We start from the raw sequence: 25,626 nt of genomic DNA, 5'->3' as shown, positions 1-25,626 counted from the left end.
TTTACTTATACCTGATGGCCGGGTTAATGGCGGCGTAGAGTACATCCACCACTAAGTTGATAAGAATAAATTCCAGTGAGAAAAGCAGGACTTCGGCCTGAATAACCGGGTAATCACGCATTTCGACTGAATCCACCAAAAGACGTCCCAGCCCCGGCCAGTTAAAGACCTTCTCCACCACAATCGAGCCGCCCAGCAGGAAACCAAACTGGAGCCCCATCATCGTCACCACCGGGATCATCGCGTTACGGAAGCCGTGTTTGAGGATGACCCATTTCTCGCTGACCCCTTTCGCCCGGGCGGTGCGAATATAATCTTCGCTCAGCACGTCAACGAACGAGGCGCGGGTAAAGCGGGCCATCACGGCAGCAACGGCCGCGCCCAGCGTCATTGAGGGCAGAATGTAGTGTTTCCAGGTGTCGGCCCCGACCGTCGGCAGCCAGCCCAGCTCCACGGAGAATATCTGCATCAGCAGCATCCCCAATGCAAATGCCGGGAAGGAAATGCCCGTGACGGCCAGAGCCATACCGAGCTTATCCGGCCAGCGGTTGCGCCAGACGGCAGCGACAATTCCTGCGCCAAGACCAAACAGCACCGCCCAGCTCATGCTGGCAATGGTTAACCAGAACGTGGGCATAAAGCGGCTGGCAATCTCTTCCGACACCGGACGACGTGACACCATAGAAGTGCCAAAGTCACCCTGCAGAACGTTGCCAATATAGTGGAGAAACTGCATATACAAAGGCTGGTCGAGGCCCAGTTGTTTTCGCACCAGCGCGATAACCGTTGCATCCGCATCTGACCCTGCAACCAGACGTGCCGGATCGCCCGGCAGCATATGAACAAACAAAAACACCAGCACCGCCACAATCAGCAGCGTCGGGATAAGCCCCAACAGGCGTTTACAAACATAATTCAGCATGCCTTTCCCTCTCATCCTACAGGCGGTGGCCTGCGGGCATGAGTATTATTTTAAATCTGCTTCATCAAAGCTAAAGCCCGTATCCGGCATGATGTAGAACCCGGTCAGCGCTTTGTTATGCGCGGAAACCAGTTTTTCCACCACCAGCGGTACCCACGGTGACTCTTTCCAGATGATATCCTGCGCCTCTTTATACAGGCGCGCTTTCTCTTCCGGTTTGGTCGTTTTCAGGGCATCCGCCAGGTCTTTATCCACCTTCGGGTTGCTGTAGAAGGCCGTATTGAACAGGGTCGGCGGCCAGTTCTGTGAGGCGAACAGCGGCGACAGCGCCCAGTCCGCTTCACCGGTAGAAGCCGACCAGCCGGTGTAGAACATCCGTACGCCGCTCTCTTTCTGCCCTTTCCCTTCCACTTCAGCCGCACGCTGACCGGCATCCATCGCGGTGACCTGCGCCTTGATACCTACCTGCGCCAGCTGCTGCTGGGTAAATTGCAGCACCTTCTGAGCGGTACTGTGATTATGCGACGACCAGAGCGTGGTGCTAAAGCCGTTCGGGAAACCCGCCTCTTTTAACAGCTCACGCGCTTTGGCCGGATCGTAAGGCCACGGTTGATAGTTTTGCGAATAGGCGATCGCCGGAGGCAGCACGCCGGTAGCCGGCGTGGCATAGCCAGCAAAGGCGACTTTTACCAGCGCCTGGCGGTTAATGGCGTAGTTGATGGCCTCACGCACTTTTGGATTATCAAACGGCTTTTGCGTCACGTTCATGCTGATATAGCGCTGCATAATGGACGGGCTGGCGACCAGCTCCAGCTTGCTGTTTTTCTGCAGAATGGCGGCTTGCTCATAGGGGATCGGGAACGCGAACTGCGCCTCGCCAGTCTGCAACATCGCCGCGCGGGTGTTGTTGTCCACCACCGGACGCCAGGTAATGGTGTCCAGCTTCGGCAGGCCCGGCTGCCAGTAACCCGCAAACTTCTTAACCTTCACAAAGTCGGTCTGGTTCCAGGTGAGCAGCTCGTAGGGGCCGGTCCCCACCGGATGGAACCCGATCTCTTTGCCGTATTTTTTCAGCGCGGCAGGCGAAATCATCGCCGTGGCAGGATGCGCCAGAATATTGATAAACGCCGAGAACGGCTCTTTCAGGGTGATCTTCACCGTCGTCGGGTCGACCACCTCGGTGCTGGCGATGTTTTTATACAGGTTGTAGCGCTTGAGGCTATTTTCCGGGTTGCTGGCGCGATCGAGGTTTATCTTCACCGCCTCCGCGTTGAAATCTGTACCGTCCTGGAACTTCACGCCGGTTCTGAGCTTAAGGGTATACACCAGCCCGTCGCTGGAAACGGTATAGCCTTCCGCCAGCACATTTTTAAGTTTCATCTCGCTATCCAGGCCAAACAGCCCCTGATAGAACGATTTCGCCACCGCCTGGGAGAGCGTGTCGTTGGCATCATACGGATCCAGCGTGGTGAAATTGGAACCGACGGCGACCACCACATCTTTGGCAGCGAACGCCGGCGCGGCGGCCAGGGCTGCCGTCACGCTCGCGGCGAGTAACCATCTGCGCGCTACAAATTTAACCATTGTGTTCTCCTGCCTGTTTTGAGTTATAACCGCGAGAATGCATTGTCCTGACGCGGAGGGGCCACAAAATGCCCCGGGCCAACCTCGCGCAGCGCCACGCGCTCCACCGCCTCGCCCCGTTTACGAATATTGCTCGGCATTTCGTCCTGCAGCAGCACACGCTGGCCGTGGCGATGCTCAGGGTCGGCAACCGGCACTGCGGCGATAAGCTTGCGTGTGTAAGGGTGCTGTGGATTTTCAAATACCGCCCTGCGCGGTCCTATCTCCACAATTTGCCCCATAAACATCACCGCGACACGGTGGCTGATACGCTCAACCACCGCCATGTCGTGTGAGATAAAGAGGAAGGCAATCCCCATATCCCGCTGCAGGTCGAGCAGTAAATTAATGATTTGCGCCCGGATAGAGACATCCAGCGCCGAGACGGATTCATCTGCAATCACCACTTTCGGGTTAAGTGCCAGCGCGCGGGCAATGCAAATACGCTGCCGCTGACCGCCCGAAAACTCGTGCGGATAACGCCAGGCATGTTCCGGCTTCAGCCCCACGCGTTCAAGCAGCCAGGCCACCCGACGCTGCGCGGCTTCACCGTCGAGCAGGTTATGCACCCGCAGCGGCTCCATAAGCGAATACCCCACCGTGTGGCGCGGGTCGAGGGAGGCATACGGATCCTGGAAAATAAACTGGATATCTCGTCTTACCGCCTGCAGTTTGCTGTCCGGAAGGGTATCAATGCGTTCCCCGTTAAAGGTTATGCTGCCCTCCTGGGACTCCACCAGCCTGAGCAGCGCCCGCCCGGTGGTGGATTTGCCGCAGCCTGACTCTCCCACCAGCGCCAGCGTTTCGCCTGGCCATAAATCAAAACTGACGTTTTCAACCGCATGCACCTCGCGCTTCACGCGGTTAAACATTCCGCTGCGCAGGGGAAAACGGGTCACCAGATCGCGCACTTCCAGAATCGGCTTTCCGGGTACCACGGTATCCTGCTCGATTTCATCTTCCTGCTGGCCTGCCGCTTCGAGAGAAATTAACGGGAACCGGCGCGGTAAATCGCTGCCGTTCATCGCCCCCAACCGCGGAACCGCCGCCAGCAGCGCTTTGGTGTAAGGATGAACCGGCGCATGGAAAATCTGCTCAACCGTGCCGGTTTCCACGGCGTTGCCCTTGTGCATGACCAGCACGCGATCGGCAATATCGGCGACCACGCCCATATCGTGGGTGATGAAAATCACCCCCATCTCCATCTCCTGCTGCAGCACTTTGATAAGCTGCAGAATTTGCGCCTGAATAGTCACATCCAGTGCCGTCGTGGGTTCGTCGGCAATCAGCACCGCGGGACGACAGGAGAGCGCCATCGCAATCATGACGCGTTGACGCATACCGCCGGAAAGCTGATGCGGGTAGCGTCCCAGAATGGCCTGCGCTTCCGGTATGCGTACCAGGTCAAGCATGCGTTTCGCTTCACGAAGCGCCTCATCACCGCTCAACCCCTGATGCAGGCGGATGGACTCGGCAATCTGTTCCCCGACCGGAAAGACCGGGTTCAGCGAGGTCATCGGCTCCTGGAAGATCATCGCAATATCGGCCCCGCGCACGCTCTGCATCTGTGAGGCGCTCAGCTCATTCAAATCAATGACCTGGTGGTTACGCCGGCGCAGCAGCATTTTTTCGCAGCTGACCTGTCCGCCGGTCTGTTCCAGCAGACGCATCAGCGCCAGTGCGGTGACCGATTTCCCTGAACCGGACTCGCCCACAATCGCCAGCGTTTCGCCGCGGTTGAGCGAGAACGATAAATTCTGTACTGCGGGGATGAACTGCCGCTCTTCCTGAAACGCAATATTCAGTTGATGGACAGCCAGCACTTCACGGTTGTCCAGCTCTTCACTGTGCGGCACGCTTTGCCCCCTTATTCACGATAGATCCCCGTACTGGGTTCATCACCGGCATAACCCCACGCGCGGTACATACCTTCGCTGTTAAACGGCAATGCCACGTTGCCCTCACGATCCACCGCAATTAACCCACCGATACCCCCCAGCGCGGGCAGTTTCTCCATCACCACGCGTTCACAGGCTTCGGCCAGGCTTAACCCGCCGTAATCCATCAGCGCGGTGATGTCGTACGCCGCGAGGGCGCGAATAAACACTTCACCGGTTCCGGTGCACGACACTGCCGCCGTGGCGTTATTGGCATAGCACCCTGCCCCCGGTAATGGACTGTCACCTACCCGGCCCGGCAGTTTGTTGGTCATACCGCCGGTCGACGTGGCCGCAGCCAGATTCCCGTCTTTATCAAGAGCCACCGCCCCTACCGTGCCCATTTTGCTCCGCTCATCGAGCGGCGCGGTATGGTCAAGCTGCGCCACGTTTGCAGAGCGCGCCTCAAGCAGCTGTTGATAACGCTCCGGCGTTGAAAACAGATCGGGAGAGACTGGCGTCATGCCATGTTCCGCGGCAAACGTCTCCGCCCCGGCCCCGGTCAGAAGAACATGCGGGCTCGCCTCCATCACCAGACGCGCGGCCAGCACCGGATTACGCAGATGGCTCACCCCCGCGACGGCGCCCGCTTTAAGGGTGACACCGTCCATGACGCAGGCATCCAGCTCGTGCGTTTCATCGCGGGTAAAGACCGAACCAATGCCCGCGTTAAACAACGGGCACTCTTCCAGCAGACGTACCGCTTCGGTAACCACATCCAGCGCGCTCTCGCCCGCCTCCAGCATCCGCTGGCCCGTTTCCACAATGGCATACAGCGCATCAATATAACGTTTTTCCTGCTCGGGACTGAGCAGGGCACGGGTGATTGCCCCGGCGCCACCATGAATTGCGATTACCGCATTAACCATTCCCATCACCCGTTAGCCTGATTTGCGGCTTTTTCTATAAATATCATTATCGTCGCTGAAACTTCAGATGATTTTTGAATATAGAAAGACGCAACTGTGATGTAAAGCGTACACCCATCGGGTCATACAGTTAGTGGCACTTTTCTGCCATAATGGACGCTTTCGTCGTTACTCCGCAGGAGCCCACCATGGATTTTACCGCCGGACTGATGCCGCTTGAGGCGGCACTCACGCAGATGCTTGACCGAATTTCCCCCCTGCACGACCACGAGACGCTGCCATTGGTGCGCTGTTTTGGTCGTATTGCCGCGCGCGATATCGTCTCTCCGCTTAACGTGCCTGGGTTCGATAACTCCGCAATGGACGGCTACGCGGTACGCCTGGCGGATATCCGGACGGATACGGCGCTGCCTGTGGCGGGTAAAGCATTTGCCGGTCAGCCGTTTAACGGTGAGTGGCCTGCGGGTAGCTGCATACGCATCATGACCGGTGCCCCCGTACCGCCAGGCTGCGAAGCGGTGGTGATGCAGGAAGAGACCGAACAAACGGAAGCGGGCGTCCGCTTCACCGCGAGTGTTAAAGCGGGACAGAATATCCGTCGTACCGGTGAAGACATCACGCGTGGCGCAACGGTATTTGCCGCCGGGCAGAAACTGACGGTGGGCGAACTGCCGGTGCTGGCCTCGCTCGGCATTGCAGAAATTGACGTTATCCGTAAGGTACGCGTGGCGGTCTTTTCCACCGGCGATGAACTCCAGCTTCCGGGCCAGCCACTGCAGGACGGCCAGATTTACGACACTAACCGCCTCGCGGTAAACCTGATGCTTGAACAGCTGGGGTGTGAGGTCATTAACCTTGGCATCATTGCGGATGATCCGGAGAAACTGCGCGCCGCGTTTATTGAAGCGGACCGGTCTGCGGACGTGGTAATTAGCTCCGGCGGCGTTTCCGTAGGTGAAGCGGATTACACCAAAACCATTCTTGAAGAGCTGGGGGAGATCGGCTTCTGGAAACTGGCCATCAAGCCGGGCAAACCGTTCGCGTTTGGTCAGCTGAAACACAGCTGGTTCTGCGGCCTGCCGGGTAACCCGGTTTCCGCCGCCCTGACCTTCTACCAGCTGGTGATTCCGCTGCTGGCAAAACTGTCTGGTAACCAGGCCCACCCGCTGCCGGTTCGCCAGCGCGTACGAGCGGCGACGCGCCTGAAGAAATCACCGGGCCGTCTTGATTTCCAGCGCGGTATTCTGACGCGCAACGCTGAAGGCGAGCTGGAAGTGAGCACCACCGGACACCAGGGCTCACACATCTTCAGCTCGTTCAGCCAGGGCAACTGCTTTATCGTTCTCGAGCGTGAACGCGGCAGCGTGGAGCCGGGTGAATGGGTTGAGGTGGAAAGCTTTAACCACCTCTTCGGAGGCTAACATGACGGCTGAACTCAGCGACCAGGAGATGATGCGCTATAACCGCCAGATTGTTCTGCGCGGTTTTGATTTCGACGGCCAGGAAGCGCTTAAGGCAGCACGGGTGCTGGTCGTGGGGCTGGGGGGGCTGGGCTGCGCTGCGGCCCAGTATCTGGCCGCGGCGGGGGTGGGCAATATGACGCTGCTGGATTTTGATACCGTGTCGGTGTCGAACCTTCAGCGCCAGACGCTGCACAGCGACGCGACCCTCGGCCAGCCCAAAGTGGAATCGGCCCGCGCGGCGCTGGCGCGCATCAATCCTCACGTGAAGTTCACCCTGATTGACGCCCTGCTGGATGATGAGGCGCTGTCGGCACAGATAGCACGACACGATCTGGTGCTGGACTGCACCGATAACGTCACCATTCGCAATCAGTTGAATGCAGGATGTTTTGCCCACAAAACGCCGCTGGTCTCCGGTGCCGCCATTCGCATGGAAGGCCAAATCAGCGTCTTTACCTACGCCGGGGGCGAACCGTGCTATCGCTGCCTGAGCCGTCTGTTTGGCGAGAACGCCCTCACCTGCGTGGAGGCGGGCGTCATGGCTCCGTTAGTCGGCGTTATAGGTTCGTTGCAGGCCATGGAAGCGATCAAAGTGCTGGCGCATTACGGGGCGCCTGCCGCGGGGAAAATCGTGATGTATGACGCGATGACCTGCCAGTTCCGCGAGATGAAACTGATGCGCAACCCCGGCTGTGAGGTATGCGGACGCTAAATGGTTGCCGGGCAAGCGTTAGCATAACCCGGCAACCGTATCAGAGCGTCGTTCTGCCAAACGCCCCTTGCCAGTCCTGCTCAAACTTCACTATTGCCGCATCCACCGCAGGCGAAGTAATAAATTGCTGAGCAACATCCAGCGGCAGGGTGATGGATTCACAACCTGCCAGCAGGCAGTCCAGTGCCTGACGCGGCGTTTTGAAGCTCGCGGCCAGCACTTTTGACTGCGGGGCATGCAGCGTCAGAAGCTGCTGCAGTTCAACCACCGTCTGGATCCCGTCCCCGCCCTGCGCGTCCACGCGGTTAACGTAAGGGGCAACATACTCAGCGCCCGCTAGCGCGGACAGCATCCCTTGTGCTGCACCGTACACCGCCGTACCCAGCGTCGGGATCCCTTCCGCTTTCAGCATTTTGATCGCCGCCAGACCTTCCGCCGTTACCGGCACTTTTACCACCAGGTCGTTGATAATGGTGCGCAGTTTACGCGCCTCTTCCACCATCCCTTCAGCGGTGGTCGCCATGACCTGCGCGAACAGGCGACCTTTCCCGCCGAGCGCATCCTGCAGCGCCGGTAGCAGCGCCTCGAGCGGCGTTTTCCCTGCCGCCACGATACTGGGGTTCGTGGTCACGCCCGCCAGCGGGAAGATACGCGCCAGCCGTTTCACTGCCGCGACGTCGGAAGTATCGAGATAAAGTTCCATGATGTAACCCTCAAATTTAGCCTGCACTTACCCTATCACGACAAAACCTGCTCAGGAGTTGACCTGCATCAAGATAACTTTCATTCGAAAGTAATTTAATCTTCATATGCAAGATGAGAGGCGAAAACATGATCTTCAATATTCAGCGTTACTCTACCCACGATGGCCCCGGTATTCGTACCGTGGTGTTCCTGAAAGGCTGCTCGCTGGGCTGTCGCTGGTGCCAGAATCCGGAAAGCCGCTCCCGCCACCGGGATGTGCTCTTTGACGCGCGGCTGTGCCTGGAAGGCTGCGACCTGTGCCAGAAAGCGGCGCCGGGCATTATCGATCGTGCGCTGAATGGGCTGGTTATCCACCGTGAAAAGCTTAACGAAGAGACTCTCGACGCCCTCACCGACTGCTGCCCGACGCAGGCGCTCACCGTCTGTGGTGAAGAAAAGCAGGTTGAAGAGATTATGTCCACCGTACTGCGCGACAAACCGTTCTATGACCGCAGCGGCGGCGGGATAACCCTGTCCGGCGGTGAACCGTTTATGAATCCCGATCTGGCTCATGCCCTGTTTAAAGCCAGCCATGAGCAAGGCATACATACCGCCGTGGAAACCTGTCTCCACGTGCCATGGCATTATATTGCACCGTCATTACCGTATGTCGATCTGTTCCTGGCGGACCTGAAACACGTTGATGGCAGGACGTTCAAACAGTGGACCGACGGTTCCGCCAAACGGATCCTTGATAACCTGAAACGCCTGGCCGCCGCCGGTAAACAGGTCACCCTCCGCGTACCGCTGATTCAGGGCTTCAACGCCGATGAAGCGTCGATTACCGCCATCACCAATTTTGCCGCAGACGAACTCAACGTCCGCGAGATCCATTTTCTGCCGTACCACACGCTGGGCATGAACAAATATACCCTGCTCGGCCAACCCTACTCTGCCCCTGATAAACCGCTGGATGATCCTGCGCTTCTGGACTTCGCACAGCAGTACGCCTGCCAGAAAGGGTTAACCGCGACCTTACGAGGATAAACTTATGACGACCCTGAATCTCAGCACCCTTAGCGAGCGCATAAAAGCACACAAAACGGCCCTCGTGCATATCGTGAAGCCGCCGGTCTGTACCGAGCGCGCCCTGCATTACACCGAGATGTACCAGCAGCATATGGACAAGCCGATCCCGGTGCGTCGCGCGCTGGCGCTGGCGCATCACCTCGCGCAGCGCACCATCTGGATAAAACACGATGAGCTCATCATCGGTAACCAGGCCAGTGAAGTCCGCGCCGCGCCAATTTTCCCGGAATACACCGTCTCGTGGATTGAAAAAGAGATTGACGATCTGGCGGACCGTCCGGGCGCAGGCTTTGCGGTGAGCGAAGAAAACAAGCGCGTATTGCATGAGATCTGCCCATGGTGGCGCGGCCAGACGGTGCAGGATCGCTGCTACGGCATGTTCACCGACGAGCAAAAAGGGCTGCTGGAAACCGGCATTATCAAAGCGGAAGGTAACATGACCTCCGGCGACGCACACCTGGCGGTTAACTTCCCGCTTCTGCTGGAGAAAGGCCTCGATGGTCTGCGCGACAAAGTGGCCGAGCGTCGTTCGCGTATCAACCTGACGGTGCTCGACGACCTTCACGGGGAACAGTTCCTGAAAGCGATCGATATTGTGCTGGAAGCGGTCAGCCTGCACATCGAACGTTTCGCCGCGCTGGCGCGTGAAATGGCGGCAACCGAATCCCGTGAAAGCCGTCGCGACGAGCTGCTGGCGATGGCAGAAAACTGTGATGTAATCGCCCATCAGCCGCCAACAACCTTCTGGCAGGCGCTGCAGCTGTGCTACTTCATCCAGCTTATTCTGCAGATTGAGTCCAATGGCCACTCCGTCTCGTTTGCCCGCATGGACCAATACCTCTATCCGTACTACCGCCGCGACGTGGAGCTGAACCAGAGCCTCGACCGCGAACATGCCATTGAGCTGCTGCACAGCTGTTGGCTGAAGCTGCTGGAAGTGAACAAAATCCGCTCCGGTTCGCACTCCAAAGCTTCAGCGGGTAGCCCGCTGTATCAGAACGTCACCATCGGTGGACAGACGCTGATCAACGGTGAGCCTATGGACGCGGTCAACCCGCTCAGCTACGCGATTCTGGAATCCTGCGGTCGTCTGCGCTCCACGCAGCCAAACCTGAGCGTGCGTTATCATGCGGGCATGAGCAATGACTTCCTCGATGCCTGCGTGCAGGTGATCCGCTGCGGCTTTGGTATGCCTGCGTTCAACAACGATGAGATTGTCATTCCGGAATTTATCAAGCTCGGCGTCGAAAAAGAGGATGCCTATGACTATGCCGCGATTGGCTGCATCGAAACCGCAGTGGGTGGCAAATGGGGTTATCGCTGCACCGGCATGAGCTTTATCAACTTCGCCCGCGTGATGCTGGCAGCGCTGGAAGGCGGCCGCGATGCCACCAGCGGTAAGGTATTCCTGCCACAGGAGAAAGCACTCTCTGCCGGTAACTTCGATAACTTCGAAGAGGTGATGGCGGCGTGGGATACCCAGATCCGCTACTACACCCGCAAATCTATCGAGATTGAGTATGTGGTGGACACGATGCTGGAAGAGAACGTCCCCGATATTCTCTGCTCAGCGCTGGTGGATGACTGTATAGAACGCGCGAAAAGCATCAAACAAGGCGGCGCGAAGTATGACTGGGTGTCAGGCCTGCAGGTGGGTATTGCTAACCTGGGCAACAGCCTGGCCGCGGTGAAAAAACTGGTCTTCGAACAGGGTACGATAGGTCAGCAACAGCTGGCCGCCGCTCTGGCCGATGATTTCGACGGGCTGACCCACGAGCAGCTGCGTCAGCGGCTGATCAACGGCGCGCCAAAATACGGTAACGATGACGACAGCGTGGATATGCTGCTGACCCGTGCCTACGAAACCTATATCGCCGAGCTGAAGCAGTACCATAACCCGCGCTATGGCCGTGGTCCGATTGGCGGTAACTACTATGCCGGCACGTCATCTATCTCCGCGAACGTGCCGTTTGGCGCGGCAACGATGGCAACCCCGGATGGACGTAAGGCGCATACTCCGCTGGCAGAAGGAGCCAGCCCGGCCTCCGGTACTGACCACCTCGGCCCTACGGCGGTGATCGGCTCTGTCGGCAAACTGCCAACCGAAGCGATCCTCGGCGGGGTACTGTTAAACCAGAAGCTCAATCCGTCGACGCTGGAAAATGACAGTGACCGTCAGAAACTGATGGTGCTTCTGCGTACCTTCTTTGAAGTGCACAAGGGCTGGCATATTCAGTACAACATCGTTTCGCGTGAAACGCTGCTGGAAGCGAAGAAACACCCGGACCAGTATCGTGACCTGGTGGTGCGCGTCGCAGGGTACTCCGCGTTCTTTACCGCCCTGTCGCCGGATGCGCAGGACGATATTATTGCGCGTACCGAGCACACGCTTTAACTCTTTTCAGACTTATGCCCTCTCCCATCAAGGAGAGGGAACCTGTCTTTAAGCGGCAATTTCGGTTGCCGCTTTGCTTTGACTTTCGAATGAAATTAAATTTGTGCTCTCCGTCACCTTGTTATTAGAATGTTTCAAACGCAGTGACTCAGGAGCACAGTATGACCGTAAAAGTTATCGTCACCGATATGGACGGAACTTTCCTTGATGATGCCAAGCAGTACGACCGCGACCGCTTTCAGGCACAGTTTGAGCAGCTTAAAACCCGTAATATTGAATTTGTTGTCGCCAGCGGCAACCAGTATTACCAGCTCATCTCCTTCTTCCCGGAACTGAAAGATCAGATCTCCTTCGTGGCGGAAAATGGCGCGCTGGTGTTCGATCACGGTGAGCAGATTTTTCACGGTGAACTGACCCGCCATGAGTCGCAAATTGTCATTGGCGAGTTGCTGAAAGACAACGCGCTCAACTTTGTGGCCTGTGGGCTGGAGAGCGCCTACGTCAGCGAACGGGCGCCGGACGCGTTTGTGGCGCTCATGTCAAAGCACTACCACCGCTTAAAACGCATCCGTGATTACCGCGAAATTGACGACGTGCTGTTCAAATTCTCCCTGAATTTGCCGGACAGCGATATCCCGAATCTTGTCGACAAACTGCACGTCTCCCTCGACGGGATTATGAAACCCGTCACCAGCGGTTTTGGGTTTGTCGATTTGATTATCCCGGGCCTGCACAAAGCCAACGGTATTAGCCGTCTGCTGAAGCGCTGGAAAATCTCGCCGCAGGCGTGCGTGGCCATCGGGGACAGCGGCAACGATGCGGAAATGCTGAAGCTGGTGAAATACAATTTTGCCATGGGCAACGCGGCGCAGAGCATCAAAACGATCTGCCGCTACAGCACGGATGACAACAACCATCAGGGCGCACTGAATGTGATTCAGGCCGTGCTTGACGACCACTCCCCGTTCGACGCGTAATCTCTCTCTTGCCGGAGCACTGCTCCGGCACCTCACTCTTTTTCCATCCTGTGGCACACGTCAAATATTTAAACTTGCATTAACTAATTTTTAACTTAAAGTATCACTTGTAGATATTTTTACTTTCGAATGAAAGATGCGAGGCAGTTATGACGTTTACCAGTGAAAGTTTGCCTGCGGACCATAAAGCAGCGATTCGTCAGTTGAAGCGTGAATTACGTGCGCAGATCGGAGACGTTCAGGCGGTATTCGACACGCTCAGCGATAAAATCGCGACCCGCGTGGCGGAAATTAATGCCCTGAAGAACAAAGGTGAAACCGTCTGGCCGGTTATCCCGTTTGCGGATGTGAAAAACGGGACGATCACCCAGGCACAGCGTGACGCGGTCAAACGCCGTGGCTGCGCGGTGATTAAAGGTCACTTCCCTCGCGAGCAGGCGCTGGCGTGGGATCAATCGATGCTCGACTACCTCGATCTCAACCGGTTTGATGAGGTCTATAAAGGTCCGGGCGATAACTTCTTTGGTACCTTAACCGCCTCACGTCCGGAAATTTATCCTATCTACTGGTCGCAGGCGCAAATGCAGGCCCGCCAGAGTGAAGAGATGGCGCAGGTACAGTCGTTCCTGAACCGTTTATGGACCTTCGAGAGTAATGGCAAACAGTGGTTCGATCCGGACGTCAGCGTCATTTATCCGGACCGTATTCGTCGTCGCCCACCGGGTACTACCTCTAAAGGGCTGGGTGCGCATACCGATTCCGGCGCGCTGGAGCGCTGGCTGCTGCCGGCCTATCAGCAGGTCTTTGCCCGCGTTTTTGACGGCAACGTGGATAAATACGATCCGTGGAACGCCGCACACCGTACCGAAGTGGAAGAGTACACCGTGGATAACACCACAAAATGTTCTGTATTCCGTACCTTCCAGGGCTGGACGGCGCTGTCAGATATGATCCCGGGTCAGGGGTTGCTGCATGTGGTGCCTATTCCGGAAGCGATGGCCTACATTCTGCTGCGTCCGCTGCTGGATGATGTCCCGGAAGATGAACTCTGCGGCGTCGCGCCGGGACGTGTCCTGCCGGTCTCCGAGAAATGGCATCCGCTGCTAATCGAAGCGCTGAGCAGCATTCCTGCACTGGAAGCAGGCGATTCCGTGTGGTGGCACTGTGACGTCATCCACTCGGTTGCACCGGTGGAAAATCAGCAAGGCTGGGGCAACGTGATGTATATCCCTGCCGCCCCGATGTGCGAGAAAAACCTCGCCTATGCGAAAAAAGTGAAAGCAGCGCTGGAAACAGGTGCATCGCCGGGCGATTTCCCGCGCGAAGATTATGAAAAAAACTGGCAGGACCGCTTTACCGTGAACGATCTGAATATTCACGGCAAGCGTGCACTGGGTATGGCTTAACTGTCGTATAACCCTTCCCGCTCCACGGCGGTGCGTCGTTTCCCCTGACGTATCCGCCGGACAGATCCCCGCACGGCCAGCGTGCCGTTAAGCAATAACGTTCCCACCGGCGCATCCGGGCGCATCAGCCGTTGCTGAAGCATATGCACCGCTTCGGTTCCCAGTTCATCGCGCGGTACGTGCACCGCCGTGAGCGGAACATCCTGAATGGCCGTCAGATTAAACCCGTCAATGCTCATCACAGAAATATCCTGCGGCACGCGCAAGCCCTGTTTTTGCAGCGCACTGATGGTGCCCGCCGCCATAAAATCGCCGCCGACCAAAAATGCGGTGGGCAGATCCTTACCCTGCATTTGACGGAGCCAGGAGGTGACCAGCTCTTCCGTTTCACGCGCGCTGAAGCTCGGAGCCACCAGCAGATCGCGTTTATCGTTGAATTTCAGGTTGTGAGATTGCCACGCATCGCGGATCCCGGCCAGACGCAGTTCCATGGTGTAACGCCTCAGGCAGAGGACATTCATCACCTCACGGTGTCCCATTTCAAACAGATAGTCCGCGGCCCGCTCACCTATCGAGCGGTGGTCCGGTGCCACTGCAGGCAGGCGCATATGCCGGTCGCGGCAGTTAATCAGCATGCAGGGTTTACCCACATCCACCGCCAGATCGTGGATATGCGGATCGTCGATACCGAGAAGAATAGCGGCCTGTGTCTCCGGCTCGTTCATCCGTGCCAGAAAAAGCTGTGCGTCGCTGTCATTCTCTTCCAGCGCGCAATAACGCAGACGGACATCGTGGGAAGCAAGACCTTTACTCACGCTCTGGATCACCCGGTAGTAAAAGATGTCGGACCGCTCGTCAAAGGCGCGCTGTGGCGCAAAAACCACCAGGCTGTTGAGCAGCAGACGCCCCGCCGCCAGACCGTCCATCACCCCCAGCTCCCGCGCGCAGGCCAGCACCCTGGCGCGCGCTTTTTCACTGGTGTTCGCTTTTCCTGCCAGCACCCGCGACACGGTGCTGATGGAGAGCTGCGTGCGGGCGGCAATTTCGGTGATTTTTAGCCTTTTGTCCATTTTGTGATCTGGCTCCATTTGCGAAATGAAAAAATTTTCATAGCGTACTCATCAGGCAGTAACGGGCATGAAAAGCATCATGTCAGATGATTTATGTCATTGATGAGAAATTTTGCACAAAATCCACTATTGCCCGCTCATTTTCTCCCTTAAGGTGAATTTGTCACACCACTTCCATACTAGTTGTATAGCAACTTCCAAATTAAAACGGATAGAAATCAAAGCTATAAAAATCTGTGTGACACCTGAACCTCCGTCCCCTTACCGTCCGTCTTGTGGAGAGTAAAATGAGTCAGGACATCAATAACACCGTTGCGACAAGCAAAACCCGTCGCGTCATTAAGAACCTGCGCTGGTATGTGCTGGTGCTGTTCTTACTGGGCGTCACCGTTAACTACATCACCCGAAACTCGCTGGGTATTCTCGCCCCTGAGTTGAAAGAGAGCCTTGGGATCACCACCGAGCAATACTCCTGGATCGTCGGGGCATTTCAGATTGCCTACACCATTTTCCAGCCTCTGTGCGGCTGGTTGATCGACGTGATTGGTCTGAAGATTGGCTTTATGGTTTGCGCCGGGATCTGGGCGCTGATGTGTATTTTCCACGCCGGGGCGGGCAGCTGGCTGCACCTGGCTATTCTGCGCTTCTTTATGGGTGCTTCTGAAGCGGCCGCCACGCCGGCGAATGCGAAAACCATTGGCGAATGGTTCCCGAAATCGGAACGTCCTGTCGCGGCCGGTTGGGCGGGCGTAGGGTTCTCCATTGGCGCGATGCTGGCACCGCCCATCATCTATTTCGCGCACGCCTCGTTTGGCTGGCAGGGCGCGTTTATGTTTACCGGCGTGCTGGCGCTGCTGTGGGTGATCCTCTGGTGGGCTTTTTACCACAACCCGGAACAGCATCCGAACCTGAGCAAGGACGAGCTGGCGTTTATCAAGCAGGATAACGAACCGCCTGCGGTAAAACTGCCCTTCCTCACCGCGCTGAAAAATGTCTCCAAAAATAAGCGCTTCTACGGTATCGCCCTTCCGGCGTTTATGGCCGAACCGGCCTGGGCCGTGCTGAGCTTCTGGGTTCCGCTGTATCTCGCCAAAGAGCACGGCATGGATTTGAAGCAGATTGCGATGTTTGCCTGGCTGCCGTTCCTTGCCGCGGACCTCGGCAGCGTGGCAAGCGGCTACCTCACCCGTCTGTATGCCCGACTGTTCGGCTGCAGCCGTGTGAACTCGGTGGTGGCCAGCTCCGTCACCGGGGCATTCCTGATGATCTCCCTGGCGGTCGTGGCCATTACCCGCGACCCGTATATCACCATCGTGCTGATCTCCATCGGCGGTTTCGGGCATCAGATCATCTCCTGCATGCTCAGCGCCCTGGTCGTGGAGTCATTTGATAAAGGTCAGATGGCGACCGTTAACGGCATGCGCGGCTCGGCGGCCTGGATCGCCAGCTTCCTGTTCTCTCTGTTAATTGGGGTGACCGCCGACAAAATCGGCTTTAACCCGCTCTTTATTGCCATGGGGTTCTTTGACCTGATTGGCGCTGTTTTCCTAGTGGCATTTATTGCTGAACGTCGCGCCAAGCGCGCCTGATAGTGGATGTATTGCATATGAAAACCCTGAAAAACTGGACCGTTGATAAGCAGTCGGCAAATCATCTGGAACTGCTGGTCGATAACCAGCACCGTCTGTGCCTGTATGTGCTGGAAGAAAATCTGTTCCGCGTGCTGATTAAACGCAAAGGTGAGCTGACTCTGGATCGCACCTGGAGCATCGCCCCGCAGCAAGATGTGCCGTGGGAAGGTCGCCGCCGCGACGATCTGAGTGGTTTCACCTGCCCCGCCTGGACGCTAACGCAGCAGGACGACGTACTGACGGTTGCTACCGAACAGCTGCGTGTGACCGTGCATCAGCCGCTGTGGCTGGAGTGGCACTACCGCAATGAGGCGGGTGAGTGGCAGCCACTGGTCAACGACCGTCCAACCAGTGCCTATCTGCTGAATGCCCATGGCGACGGTGCGGCGCACTACCTGAGCCGCCGCAAGGATGAACGCTTCTACGGTCTGGGTGAGAAAGCCGGCGATCTGCAGCGTAACGGTAAACGCTACGAGATGCGCAACCTCGATGCAATGGGCTACAACGCGGCCAGCACCGATCCTCTGTACAAACATATTCCGTTCACCCTCACCCGTCGCGATGACGTGAGTTACGGTCTCTTCTACGACAACCTGAGCAGCTGCTGGCTGGATCTGGGCAACGAGATTGACAACTATCACACCGCCTATCGTCGCTGGCAGACGGAAGCGGGCGACATCGATTACTACCTGTTCACGGGCAAACGGGCGCTGGACGTGACCAAAGCCTTCGTGCGTCTGACCGGGAAAACGCTCTTCGGACCGAAATGGAGCCTGGGTTACAGCGGTTCGACCATGCATTACACCGACGCGCCGGATGCGCAGAACCAGCTGATGAACTTTATTCGTCTGTGCGAAGAACATGCTATTCCCTGCGACTCGTTCCAGCTCTCTTCGGGCTATACCTCGATCAACGGCAAGCGCTACGTCTTTAACTGGAACCACGACAAGGTGCCGCAGCCGAAGGTGATGACCCAGGCTTTCCACGACGCGGGGTTAAAGCTGGCGGCCAACATCAAGCCATGCCTGCTGCAGGATCACCCGCGCTATCACGAAGTTGCGGAAAACGGGTTATTCATCCGCGATTCAGAAACCGACGCGCCAGAACGCTCTAGCTTCTGGGATGACGAAGGTTCTCACCTCGATTTTACCAACCCACAGACGGTGAAATGGTGGCAGGAAGGGGTAACCACGCAGCTGCTTGAGATGGGGATCGACGCCACCTGGAACGACAACAACGAATATGAAGTGTGGGATGGCGAAGCCCGCTGCCACGGCTTTGGCAAGGAAATCGCGATCAAGCACATTCGCCCGGTGATGCCGCTGCTGATGATGCGTGCCTCGCTGGAAGCGCAGCAGCGTTTTGCCCCGGAAAAACGTCCGTATCTCATTTCCCGTTCCGGCTGCGCGGGCATGCAGCGTTACGTCCAGACCTGGAGCGGCGATAACCGTACCAGCTGGGATACCCTGCGCTATAACACCCGCATGGGTCTGGGAATGAGCCTGTCCGGGCTGTTTAATGTGGGGCATGATGTCGGTGGTTTTTCCGGCGACAAACCCGACGCGGAACTGTTCGTACGCTGGGTGCAAAACGGCGTGATGCATCCGCGCTTTACCATTCACTCATGGAATGATGACCACACCGTTAACGAGCCGTGGATGTATCCGGGCGTGACGCCGGCTATTCGTGGTGCCATTGAATTACGCTATCGTCTGCTGCCGTACCTTTATACCCTGCTCTGGCAGGCGCATGCCGACGACGAACCGATGCTACGCCCGACCTTCCTCGACCACGAACACGATGCGCAGACGTTTGAGGAGAACGATGATTTCCTGCTGGGTCGCGACCTGCTGGTGGCCAGCGTGGTGGAGGCCGGGCAGCGCGAGCGCCGCGTCTGGCTGCCGGATAACGAAACGGGCTGGTACGATTTTTACACCCACGAGTGGTTCGCTGGCGGGCAGTGGATCGTACGTGATGCGCCGCTGGAGAAATTGCCGCTGCTGGTACGTGCCGGTGCGGGTCTGCAGCTCAGCGAACGCATTACGCATGTCAGCGCGGAAAAAGACACTACCCGTGAGCTGAAACTGTTCCCGGTGAAAGGCGTCGGTTCAACCGCGGGCCTGCTGTTTGAAGACGATGGTGAAAGCTGGGGCTATCAGAACGGCAATGCGCTGTGGGTGGAATGGGACATGGCATGCGACGGTGCCACCATCAACCTGAAGGTCAGTGCGCGGGGAGATTATCGTCCGGCGTGGAAAGCGCTGAAGATATCGTTACCGGCCGGGGAAAAACGCACGCTGCTGGTGAATGGTATTGAAGGGAGTGAATGGGTGGTCTAGTACGGCCTGATGCCCGCTCCCACAGGGAGAGGGCATCAAACACAGGCCCGGTAGGCGTATCGCCACCGGGCTTTTTTTAACTCTCGATACCTTTACTGCGCAGGTAATCTTCGTAGTTACCGGTGAAGTCCACCACGCGCTCAGGCGTAATTTCGATCACGCGGGTCGCCAGCGAGCTGACGAATTCACGGTCGTGAGAGACGAAGATCAGGGTCCCCTGATACATCTCCAGCGCCATGTTCAGCGATTCGATAGATTCCATATCCAGGTGGTTAGTCGGTTCATCCATCACCAGGATATTAGGTTTTTCCATCATCAGCTTACCGAATAGCATGCGCCCTTTTTCACCACCGGACAGCACTTTAGCAGGCTTCTTGATGTCGTCCTGGCTGAACAGCAGACGACCCAGAATGCTGCGCACTGCCTGCTCGTCGTCGCCTTCCTGCTTCCACTGGCTCATCCAGTCGAAGACGGTCAGGTCGTTTTCGAACTCGTATTCATGGTCCTGTGCGTAATAACCAATCTGCGCGTTTTCAGACCACTTCACGGTACCGTTATCCGGCTGCAGTTCGCCGACCAGGGTTTTCAGCAGGGTGGATTTACCCACGCCGTTGGCACCCAGAATGGCGATCTTCTCGCCCACTTCCAGCAGCAGGTTAAAGTTTTTAAACAGCGGACCGTTTTCAAAACCTTTAGCCAGGGCTTCAACTTCCAGCGCATTACGGAACAGTTTCTTGTCCTGCTCGAAGCGGATGAATGGGTTCTGACGGCTGGACGCTTTCACTTCATCAAGCTTGATCTTGTCAATCTGACGCGCACGAGAGGTCGCCTGGCGAGATTTAGAGGCGTTCGCGCTGAAGCGGCTGACGAAAGACTGCAGATCAGCAATCTGGGCTTTCTTCTTGGCGTTATCCGCCAGCAGACGTTCACGCGCCTGCGTGGCTGCCGTCATGTACTCGTCGTAGTTGCCCGGATAAACGCGCAGCTCGCCGTAGTCCAGGTCCGCCATGTGTGTACACACCATGTTCAGGAAGTGACGGTCGTGCGAGATGATGATCATGGTGCTGTCGCGATCGTTCAGCGTCTGCTCCAGCCAGCGGATGGTGTCGATGTCCAGGTTGTTCGTTGGTTCGTCGAGCAGCAGGATATCCGGATTAGAGAACAGCGCCTGCGCCAGCAGAACACGCAGTTTCCAGCCTGGCGCAACTTCGCTCATCGGGCCGTAATGTTGTTCTACCGGAATACCCACACCCAGCAGCAGCTCGCCCGCACGCGCTTCCGCAGAGTAGCCATCCATTTCGCCGTACAGCACTTCGAGATCGGCCACTTTGTAGCCATCTTCTTCGCTCATCTCCGCCAGCGCGTATATGCGATCGCGCTCCTGCTTCACTTCCCACAGCTCCGCGTGTCCCATGATAACGGTGTCAAGGACGGTGAACTCTTCAAAGGCGAACTGATCCTGACGCAGCTTACCGATGCGCTCGTTTGGATCGAGCGAAACGTTGCCCAGCGTCGGCTCTAAATCACCGCCGAGGATTTTCATAAAAGTAGATTTACCGCTACCGTTGGCGCCAATCAGGCCGTAACGGTTGCCGCCGCCAAATTTGACGGAAATGTTTTCGAACAGCGGCTTACTGCCAAACTGCATAGTGACGTTGCTGGTAACTAACACGGGGAGATTCCTGCGAAAAGTGTGATAAACACGGCATTATGCCACAATTCCGAATTGAGATCCCGCGTTGCGGCAATCCGCTAAACTTTAACAAAATCGAAAAAAATGTGATTTCGTACACATCTGAATTCCCTGTTAGCGGGAATGCACATATAATGCGCTCCCATCAAGATTCAGACTTATCAACTCATCGCCGGAATGGCTTAGATACCTCGCACAACATGAACATGAAATTAACAACGCTTTTTGCGGCGGCGTTAGCCGTAGTAGGTTTTTGCAAAACCGCTTCTGCGGTGACTTATCCGCTGCCGACAGACGGTAGCCGTCTGGTTGGTCAAAACCAGGTGGTCACGGTGCCTGAAGGTAACGCTCAGCCACTGGAATATTTCGCGGCGCAGTACCAGTTGGGCCTGTCTAACATGCTGGAAGCGAATCCGGGTGTTGACCCGTATCTGCCTAAAGCCGGTACCGTGCTGAACATTCCTCAGCAGCTGATCCTGCCGGATACCGTCCATGAAGGTATTGTCATCAACAGCGCGGAAATGCGTCTGTATTACTACCCGAAAGGCACCAACACGGTTATCGTGCTGCCAATCGGTATCGGCCAGCTGGGTAAAGACACCCCAATGAACTGGACGACCAAAGTTGAGCGTAAGAAAGCAGGCCCAACCTGGACGCCAACCGCCAAAATGCACGCAGAGTACATCGCTGCGGGTGAACCCCTGCCAGCTGTTGTACCGGCAGGCCCGGATAACCCAATGGGTCTGTACGCGCTGTACATTGGCCGTCTGTACGCGATTCACGGGACCAACGCCAACTTCGGTATCGGCCTGCGCGTAAGCCACGGCTGCGTACGTCTGCGTAACGAAGACATCAAATTCCTGTTCGAAAACGTGCCGGTCGGTACCCGCGTCCAGTTCATCAACGAACCGGTTAAAGCGACGTCTGAGCCGGATGGCAGCCGTTACATTGAAGTACACAACCCGCTGTCCACCAGCGAAGACCAGATCAACAACAACGAAATCGTTCCGGTTACGCTGAACAGCGCGGTGCAGTCCGTGACCTCTCAGCCGGATGTAGAGACAGCGATTGTTGACCAGGCCGTTCAGAACCGTTCTGGTATGCCAGTGCGTCTGAACTGACCCTCTTCCCGGTGGCGCTTTGCTGACCGGGTCTGAGAATAAAAAAGCGGGCTCTGATGCCCGCTTTTTTTTATCCGTTATTGACGATAACTATCCCACCGTGGTCGTAACGGTAGTGACAGTGGGCATACTCAAGCGGTGTGCCATCCTCCAGATAGATAACCTGCTCCACCTCAAGCACCGGATCGGTCTGCTCGCAGATAAGGTGTTGCATATCCAGCGCGTTCGGTTTTAGCGCCCGCACCACCCGGTACGACCCCATAATTTTCAGCCCCAGCGTCTCCTGCACGTAGCGGAACACGGAGCCTTCAAGATGGCTTTTATTCAGACCGGGCACCAGATTAAGCGGCATAACGGTGGAGTCCAGCGACATCGGCTCACCGTTAAGCAGACGCAGACGAACAAAGTCATAGACAGGCGCATCGGCGTTAATCATCAGCGAGGCCTGCTCCTTCTCGTTTGGAAAGCGCAGCTCGAAATGGACCACGACGCTGGAAACGGTGCCCAGATGCTCCCAGGTTTTTGTTGCGCCGAAGTAGTCGCTGCCGGAAAGATCCCACTGCGAGAGTTGCAGGAAATTTTTGCGGATAAACGTCCCCTGCCCCTGACGGGTATAGATCAGCCCTTCCACAATTAACTGGCGTATGGCCTGCTGTATGGTCATCCGGCTGGTGCTGAACTCCGCCGCCAGGGCAAACTGGTCCGGGAGCGGTTCGTTGGCGGCGTATTGCTGGCTAATAATGCGTTTCTTAATTTCCCGCGCTATGGTGATGTACTTCGCCGCCATCGTCCTTCCTTTCTGTTAGTTTTCTGTCCCGCTGTTTTTTAATGCCACTCTCTCGGCAATTTTGAGGAAAGGCAGGTAGAAGAATACACCAAATACAATGATTGCCAACTGCACGACCACGGCGCGCCAGTCCCCTGCCGTTGCCAGCCAGGCGCTCAGAATGGGCGGGGTTGTCCACGGGATCATAACCACACAGCGCGACATTAACCCCAGGGTAGTACAGAACCACGCAAACCAGATACCTATGGCAGGTAGCAGCACAAAGGGGATCATCAGCGGCAGGTTGAACACAATCGGCAGGCCAAAAATGACCGGCTCGTTGATGTTAAACAGGCCCGGCGCCAGCGACAAACGGGCCACCTGTTTCGCCGATTTTTGCCGTGAGAAGATGAAAATGGCAATTAGCAGGGAAATCGTGCTGCCGGTGCCCCCCACCATACCAAAGGTCGGTACAAAGATATTATTGATGATATGTGGGACAGGCTGACCGTTGGCAAAGGCCAGCATATTCTCGTTGGTGTTGATCAGCAGAAACGGCTCCAGCACCACGCTGTTAACCACCGACTGATGGATCCCAAGCGTGAACAGGAAGTTACCAAAGCTATAGATAAAAATCGTGCCCGGCAGGCTGGTGTTGATCAGGCGCAGCGGCTGCTGAATAAAAGTGGTGATCAGGTGGATGAGATCCGTGTGCAACACGTTCGCCAGAAGCGCGGCCAGTATGGCAAACAGGGAAAGCGTCAGGATCGTCGGGATCAGCGCGGTAAACGATTTACTGACCGCCGGCGGTACATTTTCACCTAAAGAAATGTGCAGCGCTTTCAGACGAGAAATGGCGATAAACAGTTCCGTTGAGAGCAGACCAATCAGCACCCCGGCAAAAATGCCGGTTGAGCCAATATTGGAGAACGTCAGCACCTGCGTGACGTTCACCGTGGCGTCGCTGCCGACGGGCGTGAGCTGTAAGCGCATCGGCATCATAATGATAAAACTGCTGATGGCGATAACCACTGCCGAGACCGGGTTGTCGAAGTCTTTGTTGCGTGCCAGCGACCAGGCAATCATCGGCGCCAGCAACAGCGCGGCGATATTCAGCGTACCGTTAATAATCGCCTCGCCCCACACCTTAAAATGCGCCAGCGTGTCGCCTTCAAAAATCCATGGGAATACCACGTTATTCACCAGCACCGCCAGACCGGCAAGGATGAAAATGGGCATGACCGTGGCGAAGGCATCGCGCAGGGAACGCAGGTGCACCTGGTTTGCCAGGCGCGCCGAGAACTCAACAAATCTGTCGACAAAAGACTGCATATGCGGTGTTATTTTTGTTTCAGACATAGCGGATATTTCCCTTCAATCAGTCACAAAAACGGCCCGGCAGCGTACGGCTTACATCTCGCGTCCGTTGGTATGGATAACCTGTTTCAACCATGCGTAGCTCTTCTTCGGTACGCGCTTTAAGTCTTTGAGGTCGTGGTTTTCACGGTTCACATAGACCACGCCGTAACGCTTACGCATGTCTCCCTGTGAACTCAGAATGTCGATTAAGCCCCAGCCGAGGTAACCGATCACCTCTGCGCCATCCTCAAACATGGCTTGTTTCATCGCCTCGATATGCGCCCGGTGGTAGTCAATACGGTAGGTATCTTCAATCGGATTCACACCGTCCCAGGACTCGATCACCCCAATACCGTTTTCAATCGGGAATACCGGCATACGCCAGTCGTTGTAATAGCGGGTGATGATGGTGCGAAAGCCCAGCGGATCAATCTGCCAGTTCCATTCGGTCGCTTTCAGGTACGGGTTATTTTTATCACCGTGCAGAAGGTAATCGTTGACCGGCGTTCCTTCGGGGATCGCATCACTGTCGAGGGTTTTACTGGCGTAGTAGCTGAAGGCCATATAGTCGTTTTTGGTACGCGCCAGCAGCGCAAGATCCTCAGCGCGGTAGATATCCGCAAAACCTTGCTGTTCCACGACCGCCATCACCGCCGGGCTGTAACCCTGGCCGGCAAAGACGCGCAGCAGGTTCTGGTTAAGGAATTCGTCATACTGCTGGGCGCAGAAGATATCACGCGGTTTACAGGTCGCCGGATAGACCAGCTGGTGCGCCAGCATACCGCCCATCAGCTGGCCCGGACGGGTCTGGTGCAGGTATTCGGTCAGGGTCATATGCGCGACCATGGTGTGGTGCTGCAGTTCATACAGCTCGCGCAGGGTTTTCTCGCCTTTCATATAGCCCGAGATCCGGAAGGCTTCCGGCATGTGGAAGATGTTCTGCTCGTTAAACGTCAGCCAGTACTTCACCCGGTCGCCGTAACAGTCGATCATCTTTTTGCCGTAGCGGATAAACGCGTCCATCACACGGCGATCGTTAAAGCCGTTGTACTCCTGCGCCAGCGCCAGCGGCATATCGAAGTGGTAGAGGCAGATCATCGGCTCAATGCCGCGGGCAATTAAATCGTTAATAAAGCGGTCATAAAAGGCGATACCTTCGTCGTTGAAGTCACCGTCGCCCTGTGGACATACGCGGCTCCAGGCGATCTGAAAGCGGTAGCAGTTCATGCCCAGATCCTGCATCAGGTCGAAATCTTCCCGATAGCGGTGGTAGGAATCGGTCGCGACTTTCCAGTCAGAAACTTTCTCCCCGGCTTCGCGAATGTCATATACCGACATTCCCTTTCCTCCCTCATTCCAGGCCCCTTCCGTCTGCATACTGGATACGGAATTGCCCCATAAAAAATTGGCTGGCAGAAATTGATTCATGATCGCTCCCTATATGACTAGTCATTTAAAATTTCATGACTAGTCATATAGGCGAAGACGAAAAATCAATCAAAGAGGAGGATCGTTTTTTGTGAGCAAGGCGGGAAAAAAACCCGGTCAGCGAAGCGAGACCGGGGAGAAG

19 protein-coding genes are annotated in these 25,626 nt (G+C 56.4%); 9 read left to right on the top strand and 10 right to left on the bottom strand.

The genetic code is table 11. The features are described 5' to 3' along the window. Position 1 precedes the first annotated feature (1 nt). Genes gsiC through iaaA form a run of 4 tightly spaced genes read right to left on the bottom strand, consistent with a single transcriptional unit; the run spans position 2 to position 5,351 of the window. Positions 2–922 carry a glutathione ABC transporter permease GsiC gene (gene gsiC / locus AC2FAP_RS01670; protein ID WP_020884889.1) on the bottom strand — a complete coding sequence of 307 codons (921 nt, stop codon included), beginning with the start codon at positions 920–922 and terminating at the stop codon, positions 2–4. A gap of 45 nt (positions 923–967) precedes the next feature. Beyond that, positions 968–2,506 carry a glutathione ABC transporter substrate-binding protein GsiB gene (gsiB, locus tag AC2FAP_RS01665; protein ID WP_014169284.1) on the bottom strand — a complete coding sequence of 513 codons (1,539 nt, stop codon included), beginning with the start codon at positions 2,504–2,506 and terminating at the stop codon, positions 968–970. A 23-nt stretch (positions 2,507–2,529) separates the two neighbouring features. Then, a complete protein-coding gene (gsiA, locus tag AC2FAP_RS01660; RefSeq protein ID WP_014169283.1) occupies positions 2,530–4,401 on the bottom strand; it encodes a glutathione ABC transporter ATP-binding protein GsiA in 1,872 nt (623 codons plus the stop codon). A gap of 11 nt (positions 4,402–4,412) precedes the next feature. After that, positions 4,413–5,351, bottom strand: coding sequence for a beta-aspartyl-peptidase (iaaA, locus tag AC2FAP_RS01655; protein ID WP_063925470.1), 939 nt, complete (start codon positions 5,349–5,351; stop codon positions 4,413–4,415). A 188-nt stretch (positions 5,352–5,539) separates the two neighbouring features. On the opposite strand from iaaA, the gene moeA reads away from it, so the two are divergent. Both moeA and moeB read left to right on the top strand, forming a co-directional pair. Then, the gene (moeA, locus tag AC2FAP_RS01650; protein ID WP_449541394.1) at positions 5,540–6,772 is read left to right on the top strand and encodes a molybdopterin molybdotransferase MoeA; all 1,233 of its coding nucleotides are present in this window, start codon (positions 5,540–5,542) and stop codon (positions 6,770–6,772) included. A 1-nt stretch (position 6,773) separates the two neighbouring features. Next, on the top strand, positions 6,774–7,526 hold the full coding sequence (gene moeB, locus AC2FAP_RS01645; protein WP_449541395.1) for a molybdopterin-synthase adenylyltransferase MoeB: 753 nt from the start codon (positions 6,774–6,776) through the stop codon (positions 7,524–7,526). A 40-nt stretch (positions 7,527–7,566) separates the two neighbouring features. On the opposite strand, the gene fsa is transcribed toward moeB, so the two are convergent. Then, the gene (gene fsa, locus AC2FAP_RS01640; RefSeq protein ID WP_020884894.1) at positions 7,567–8,229 is read right to left on the bottom strand and encodes a fructose-6-phosphate aldolase; all 663 of its coding nucleotides are present in this window, start codon (positions 8,227–8,229) and stop codon (positions 7,567–7,569) included. 128 nt (positions 8,230–8,357) lie between these two features. Here fsa and AC2FAP_RS01635 point away from each other — a divergent pair, with 128 nt between their 5' ends. The 4 genes from AC2FAP_RS01635 to AC2FAP_RS01620 all read left to right on the top strand — a co-directional run bounded on the left by AC2FAP_RS01635 (position 8,358) and on the right by AC2FAP_RS01620 (position 14,077). Next, positions 8,358–9,257, top strand: a complete 900-nt coding sequence (locus AC2FAP_RS01635) for a glycyl-radical enzyme activating protein (protein WP_063925231.1) — start codon at positions 8,358–8,360, stop codon at positions 9,255–9,257. A gap of 4 nt (positions 9,258–9,261) precedes the next feature. Then, positions 9,262–11,694: a formate C-acetyltransferase/glycerol dehydratase family glycyl radical enzyme gene (locus AC2FAP_RS01630; protein WP_025204613.1), complete on the top strand. Its 2,433-nt coding sequence runs from the start codon at positions 9,262–9,264 to the stop codon at positions 11,692–11,694. A 161-nt stretch (positions 11,695–11,855) separates the two neighbouring features. Continuing rightward, a complete protein-coding gene (locus AC2FAP_RS01625; protein ID WP_032677742.1) occupies positions 11,856–12,671 on the top strand; it encodes a Cof-type HAD-IIB family hydrolase in 816 nt (271 codons plus the stop codon). Between the two features lie 149 nt (positions 12,672–12,820). Further along, positions 12,821–14,077 carry a DUF1479 domain-containing protein gene (locus AC2FAP_RS01620; protein WP_014169275.1) on the top strand — a complete coding sequence of 419 codons (1,257 nt, stop codon included), beginning with the start codon at positions 12,821–12,823 and terminating at the stop codon, positions 14,075–14,077. Here AC2FAP_RS01620 and AC2FAP_RS01615 read toward each other — a convergent pair. Next, entirely contained in the window at positions 14,074–15,147 is a 1,074-nt protein-coding gene (locus AC2FAP_RS01615; protein WP_422712797.1) for a LacI family DNA-binding transcriptional regulator, read from the bottom strand. The two genes, AC2FAP_RS01620 and AC2FAP_RS01615, sit on opposite strands and share 4 nt — an antisense overlap. A 287-nt stretch (positions 15,148–15,434) precedes the next feature. On the opposite strand from AC2FAP_RS01615, the gene AC2FAP_RS01610 reads away from it, so the two are divergent. Continuing rightward, positions 15,435–16,736, top strand: coding sequence for an MFS transporter (locus AC2FAP_RS01610; RefSeq protein ID WP_020884899.1), 1,302 nt, complete (start codon positions 15,435–15,437; stop codon positions 16,734–16,736). 17 nt (positions 16,737–16,753) lie between these two features. Beyond that, positions 16,754–19,117: a glycoside hydrolase family 31 protein gene (locus AC2FAP_RS01605; protein WP_449541396.1), complete on the top strand. Its 2,364-nt coding sequence runs from the start codon at positions 16,754–16,756 to the stop codon at positions 19,115–19,117. Positions 19,118–19,193: 76 nt separating this feature from the next. Here the strand turns inward: AC2FAP_RS01605 and AC2FAP_RS01600 are convergent, their stop codons facing one another. Beyond that, positions 19,194–20,789, bottom strand: a complete 1,596-nt coding sequence (locus AC2FAP_RS01600; protein ID WP_014169271.1) for an ABC-F family ATPase — start codon at positions 20,787–20,789, stop codon at positions 19,194–19,196. A 221-nt stretch (positions 20,790–21,010) separates the two neighbouring features. Here AC2FAP_RS01600 and ldtB point away from each other — a divergent pair, with 221 nt between their 5' ends. Next, a complete protein-coding gene (gene ldtB, locus AC2FAP_RS01595; RefSeq protein WP_025204618.1) occupies positions 21,011–21,931 on the top strand; it encodes a L,D-transpeptidase in 921 nt (306 codons plus the stop codon). A 70-nt stretch (positions 21,932–22,001) separates the two neighbouring features. Here the strand turns inward: ldtB and AC2FAP_RS01590 are convergent, their stop codons facing one another. The 3 genes from AC2FAP_RS01590 to AC2FAP_RS01580 are packed head-to-tail and all read right to left on the bottom strand — an operon-like array spanning position 22,002 to position 25,484. Next, positions 22,002–22,718: a GntR family transcriptional regulator gene (locus AC2FAP_RS01590; protein ID WP_014169269.1), complete on the bottom strand. Its 717-nt coding sequence runs from the start codon at positions 22,716–22,718 to the stop codon at positions 22,002–22,004. A 15-nt stretch (positions 22,719–22,733) separates the two neighbouring features. Then, positions 22,734–24,056, bottom strand: coding sequence for a PTS sugar transporter subunit IIC (locus AC2FAP_RS01585; protein WP_014169268.1), 1,323 nt, complete (start codon positions 24,054–24,056; stop codon positions 22,734–22,736). Between the two features lie 51 nt (positions 24,057–24,107). Next, positions 24,108–25,484, bottom strand: coding sequence for a glycoside hydrolase family 1 protein (locus AC2FAP_RS01580; protein WP_485452821.1), 1,377 nt, complete (start codon positions 25,482–25,484; stop codon positions 24,108–24,110). Positions 25,485–25,626 lie beyond the last annotated feature (142 nt).

The organism is Enterobacter cloacae complex sp. 394I7 (genome assembly GCF_057320345.1).
This window is presented reverse-complemented; position numbering and strand designations above follow the sequence as displayed.

Excerpts from the sequence above, each read along its gene's own strand:
- gsiC (WP_020884889.1), bottom strand. The coding sequence starts at position 922 with ATGCTGAATTATGTTTGTAAACGCCTGTTGGGGCTTATCCCGACGCTG.
- gsiB (WP_014169284.1), bottom strand. The coding sequence starts at position 2,506 with ATGGTTAAATTTGTAGCGCGCAGATGGTTACTCGCCGCGAGCGTGACG.
- iaaA (WP_063925470.1), bottom strand. The coding sequence starts at position 5,351 with ATGGTTAATGCGGTAATCGCAATTCATGGTGGCGCCGGGGCAATCACC.
- moeA (WP_449541394.1), top strand. The coding sequence starts at position 5,540 with ATGGATTTTACCGCCGGACTGATGCCGCTTGAGGCGGCACTCACGCAG.
- moeB (WP_449541395.1), top strand. The coding sequence starts at position 6,774 with ATGACGGCTGAACTCAGCGACCAGGAGATGATGCGCTATAACCGCCAG.
- fsa (WP_020884894.1), bottom strand. The coding sequence starts at position 8,229 with ATGGAACTTTATCTCGATACTTCCGACGTCGCGGCAGTGAAACGGCTG.
- AC2FAP_RS01635 (WP_063925231.1), top strand. The coding sequence starts at position 8,358 with ATGATCTTCAATATTCAGCGTTACTCTACCCACGATGGCCCCGGTATT.
- AC2FAP_RS01630 (WP_025204613.1), top strand. The coding sequence starts at position 9,262 with ATGACGACCCTGAATCTCAGCACCCTTAGCGAGCGCATAAAAGCACAC.
- AC2FAP_RS01625 (WP_032677742.1), top strand. The coding sequence starts at position 11,856 with ATGACCGTAAAAGTTATCGTCACCGATATGGACGGAACTTTCCTTGAT.
- AC2FAP_RS01620 (WP_014169275.1), top strand. The coding sequence starts at position 12,821 with ATGACGTTTACCAGTGAAAGTTTGCCTGCGGACCATAAAGCAGCGATT.
- AC2FAP_RS01615 (WP_422712797.1), bottom strand. The coding sequence starts at position 15,147 with ATGGACAAAAGGCTAAAAATCACCGAAATTGCCGCCCGCACGCAGCTC.
- AC2FAP_RS01610 (WP_020884899.1), top strand. The coding sequence starts at position 15,435 with ATGAGTCAGGACATCAATAACACCGTTGCGACAAGCAAAACCCGTCGC.
- AC2FAP_RS01605 (WP_449541396.1), top strand. The coding sequence starts at position 16,754 with ATGAAAACCCTGAAAAACTGGACCGTTGATAAGCAGTCGGCAAATCAT.
- ldtB (WP_025204618.1), top strand. The coding sequence starts at position 21,011 with ATGAACATGAAATTAACAACGCTTTTTGCGGCGGCGTTAGCCGTAGTA.
- AC2FAP_RS01590 (WP_014169269.1), bottom strand. The coding sequence starts at position 22,718 with ATGGCGGCGAAGTACATCACCATAGCGCGGGAAATTAAGAAACGCATT.
- AC2FAP_RS01585 (WP_014169268.1), bottom strand. The coding sequence starts at position 24,056 with ATGTCTGAAACAAAAATAACACCGCATATGCAGTCTTTTGTCGACAGA.
- AC2FAP_RS01580 (WP_485452821.1), bottom strand. The coding sequence starts at position 25,484 with ATGAATCAATTTCTGCCAGCCAATTTTTTATGGGGCAATTCCGTATCC.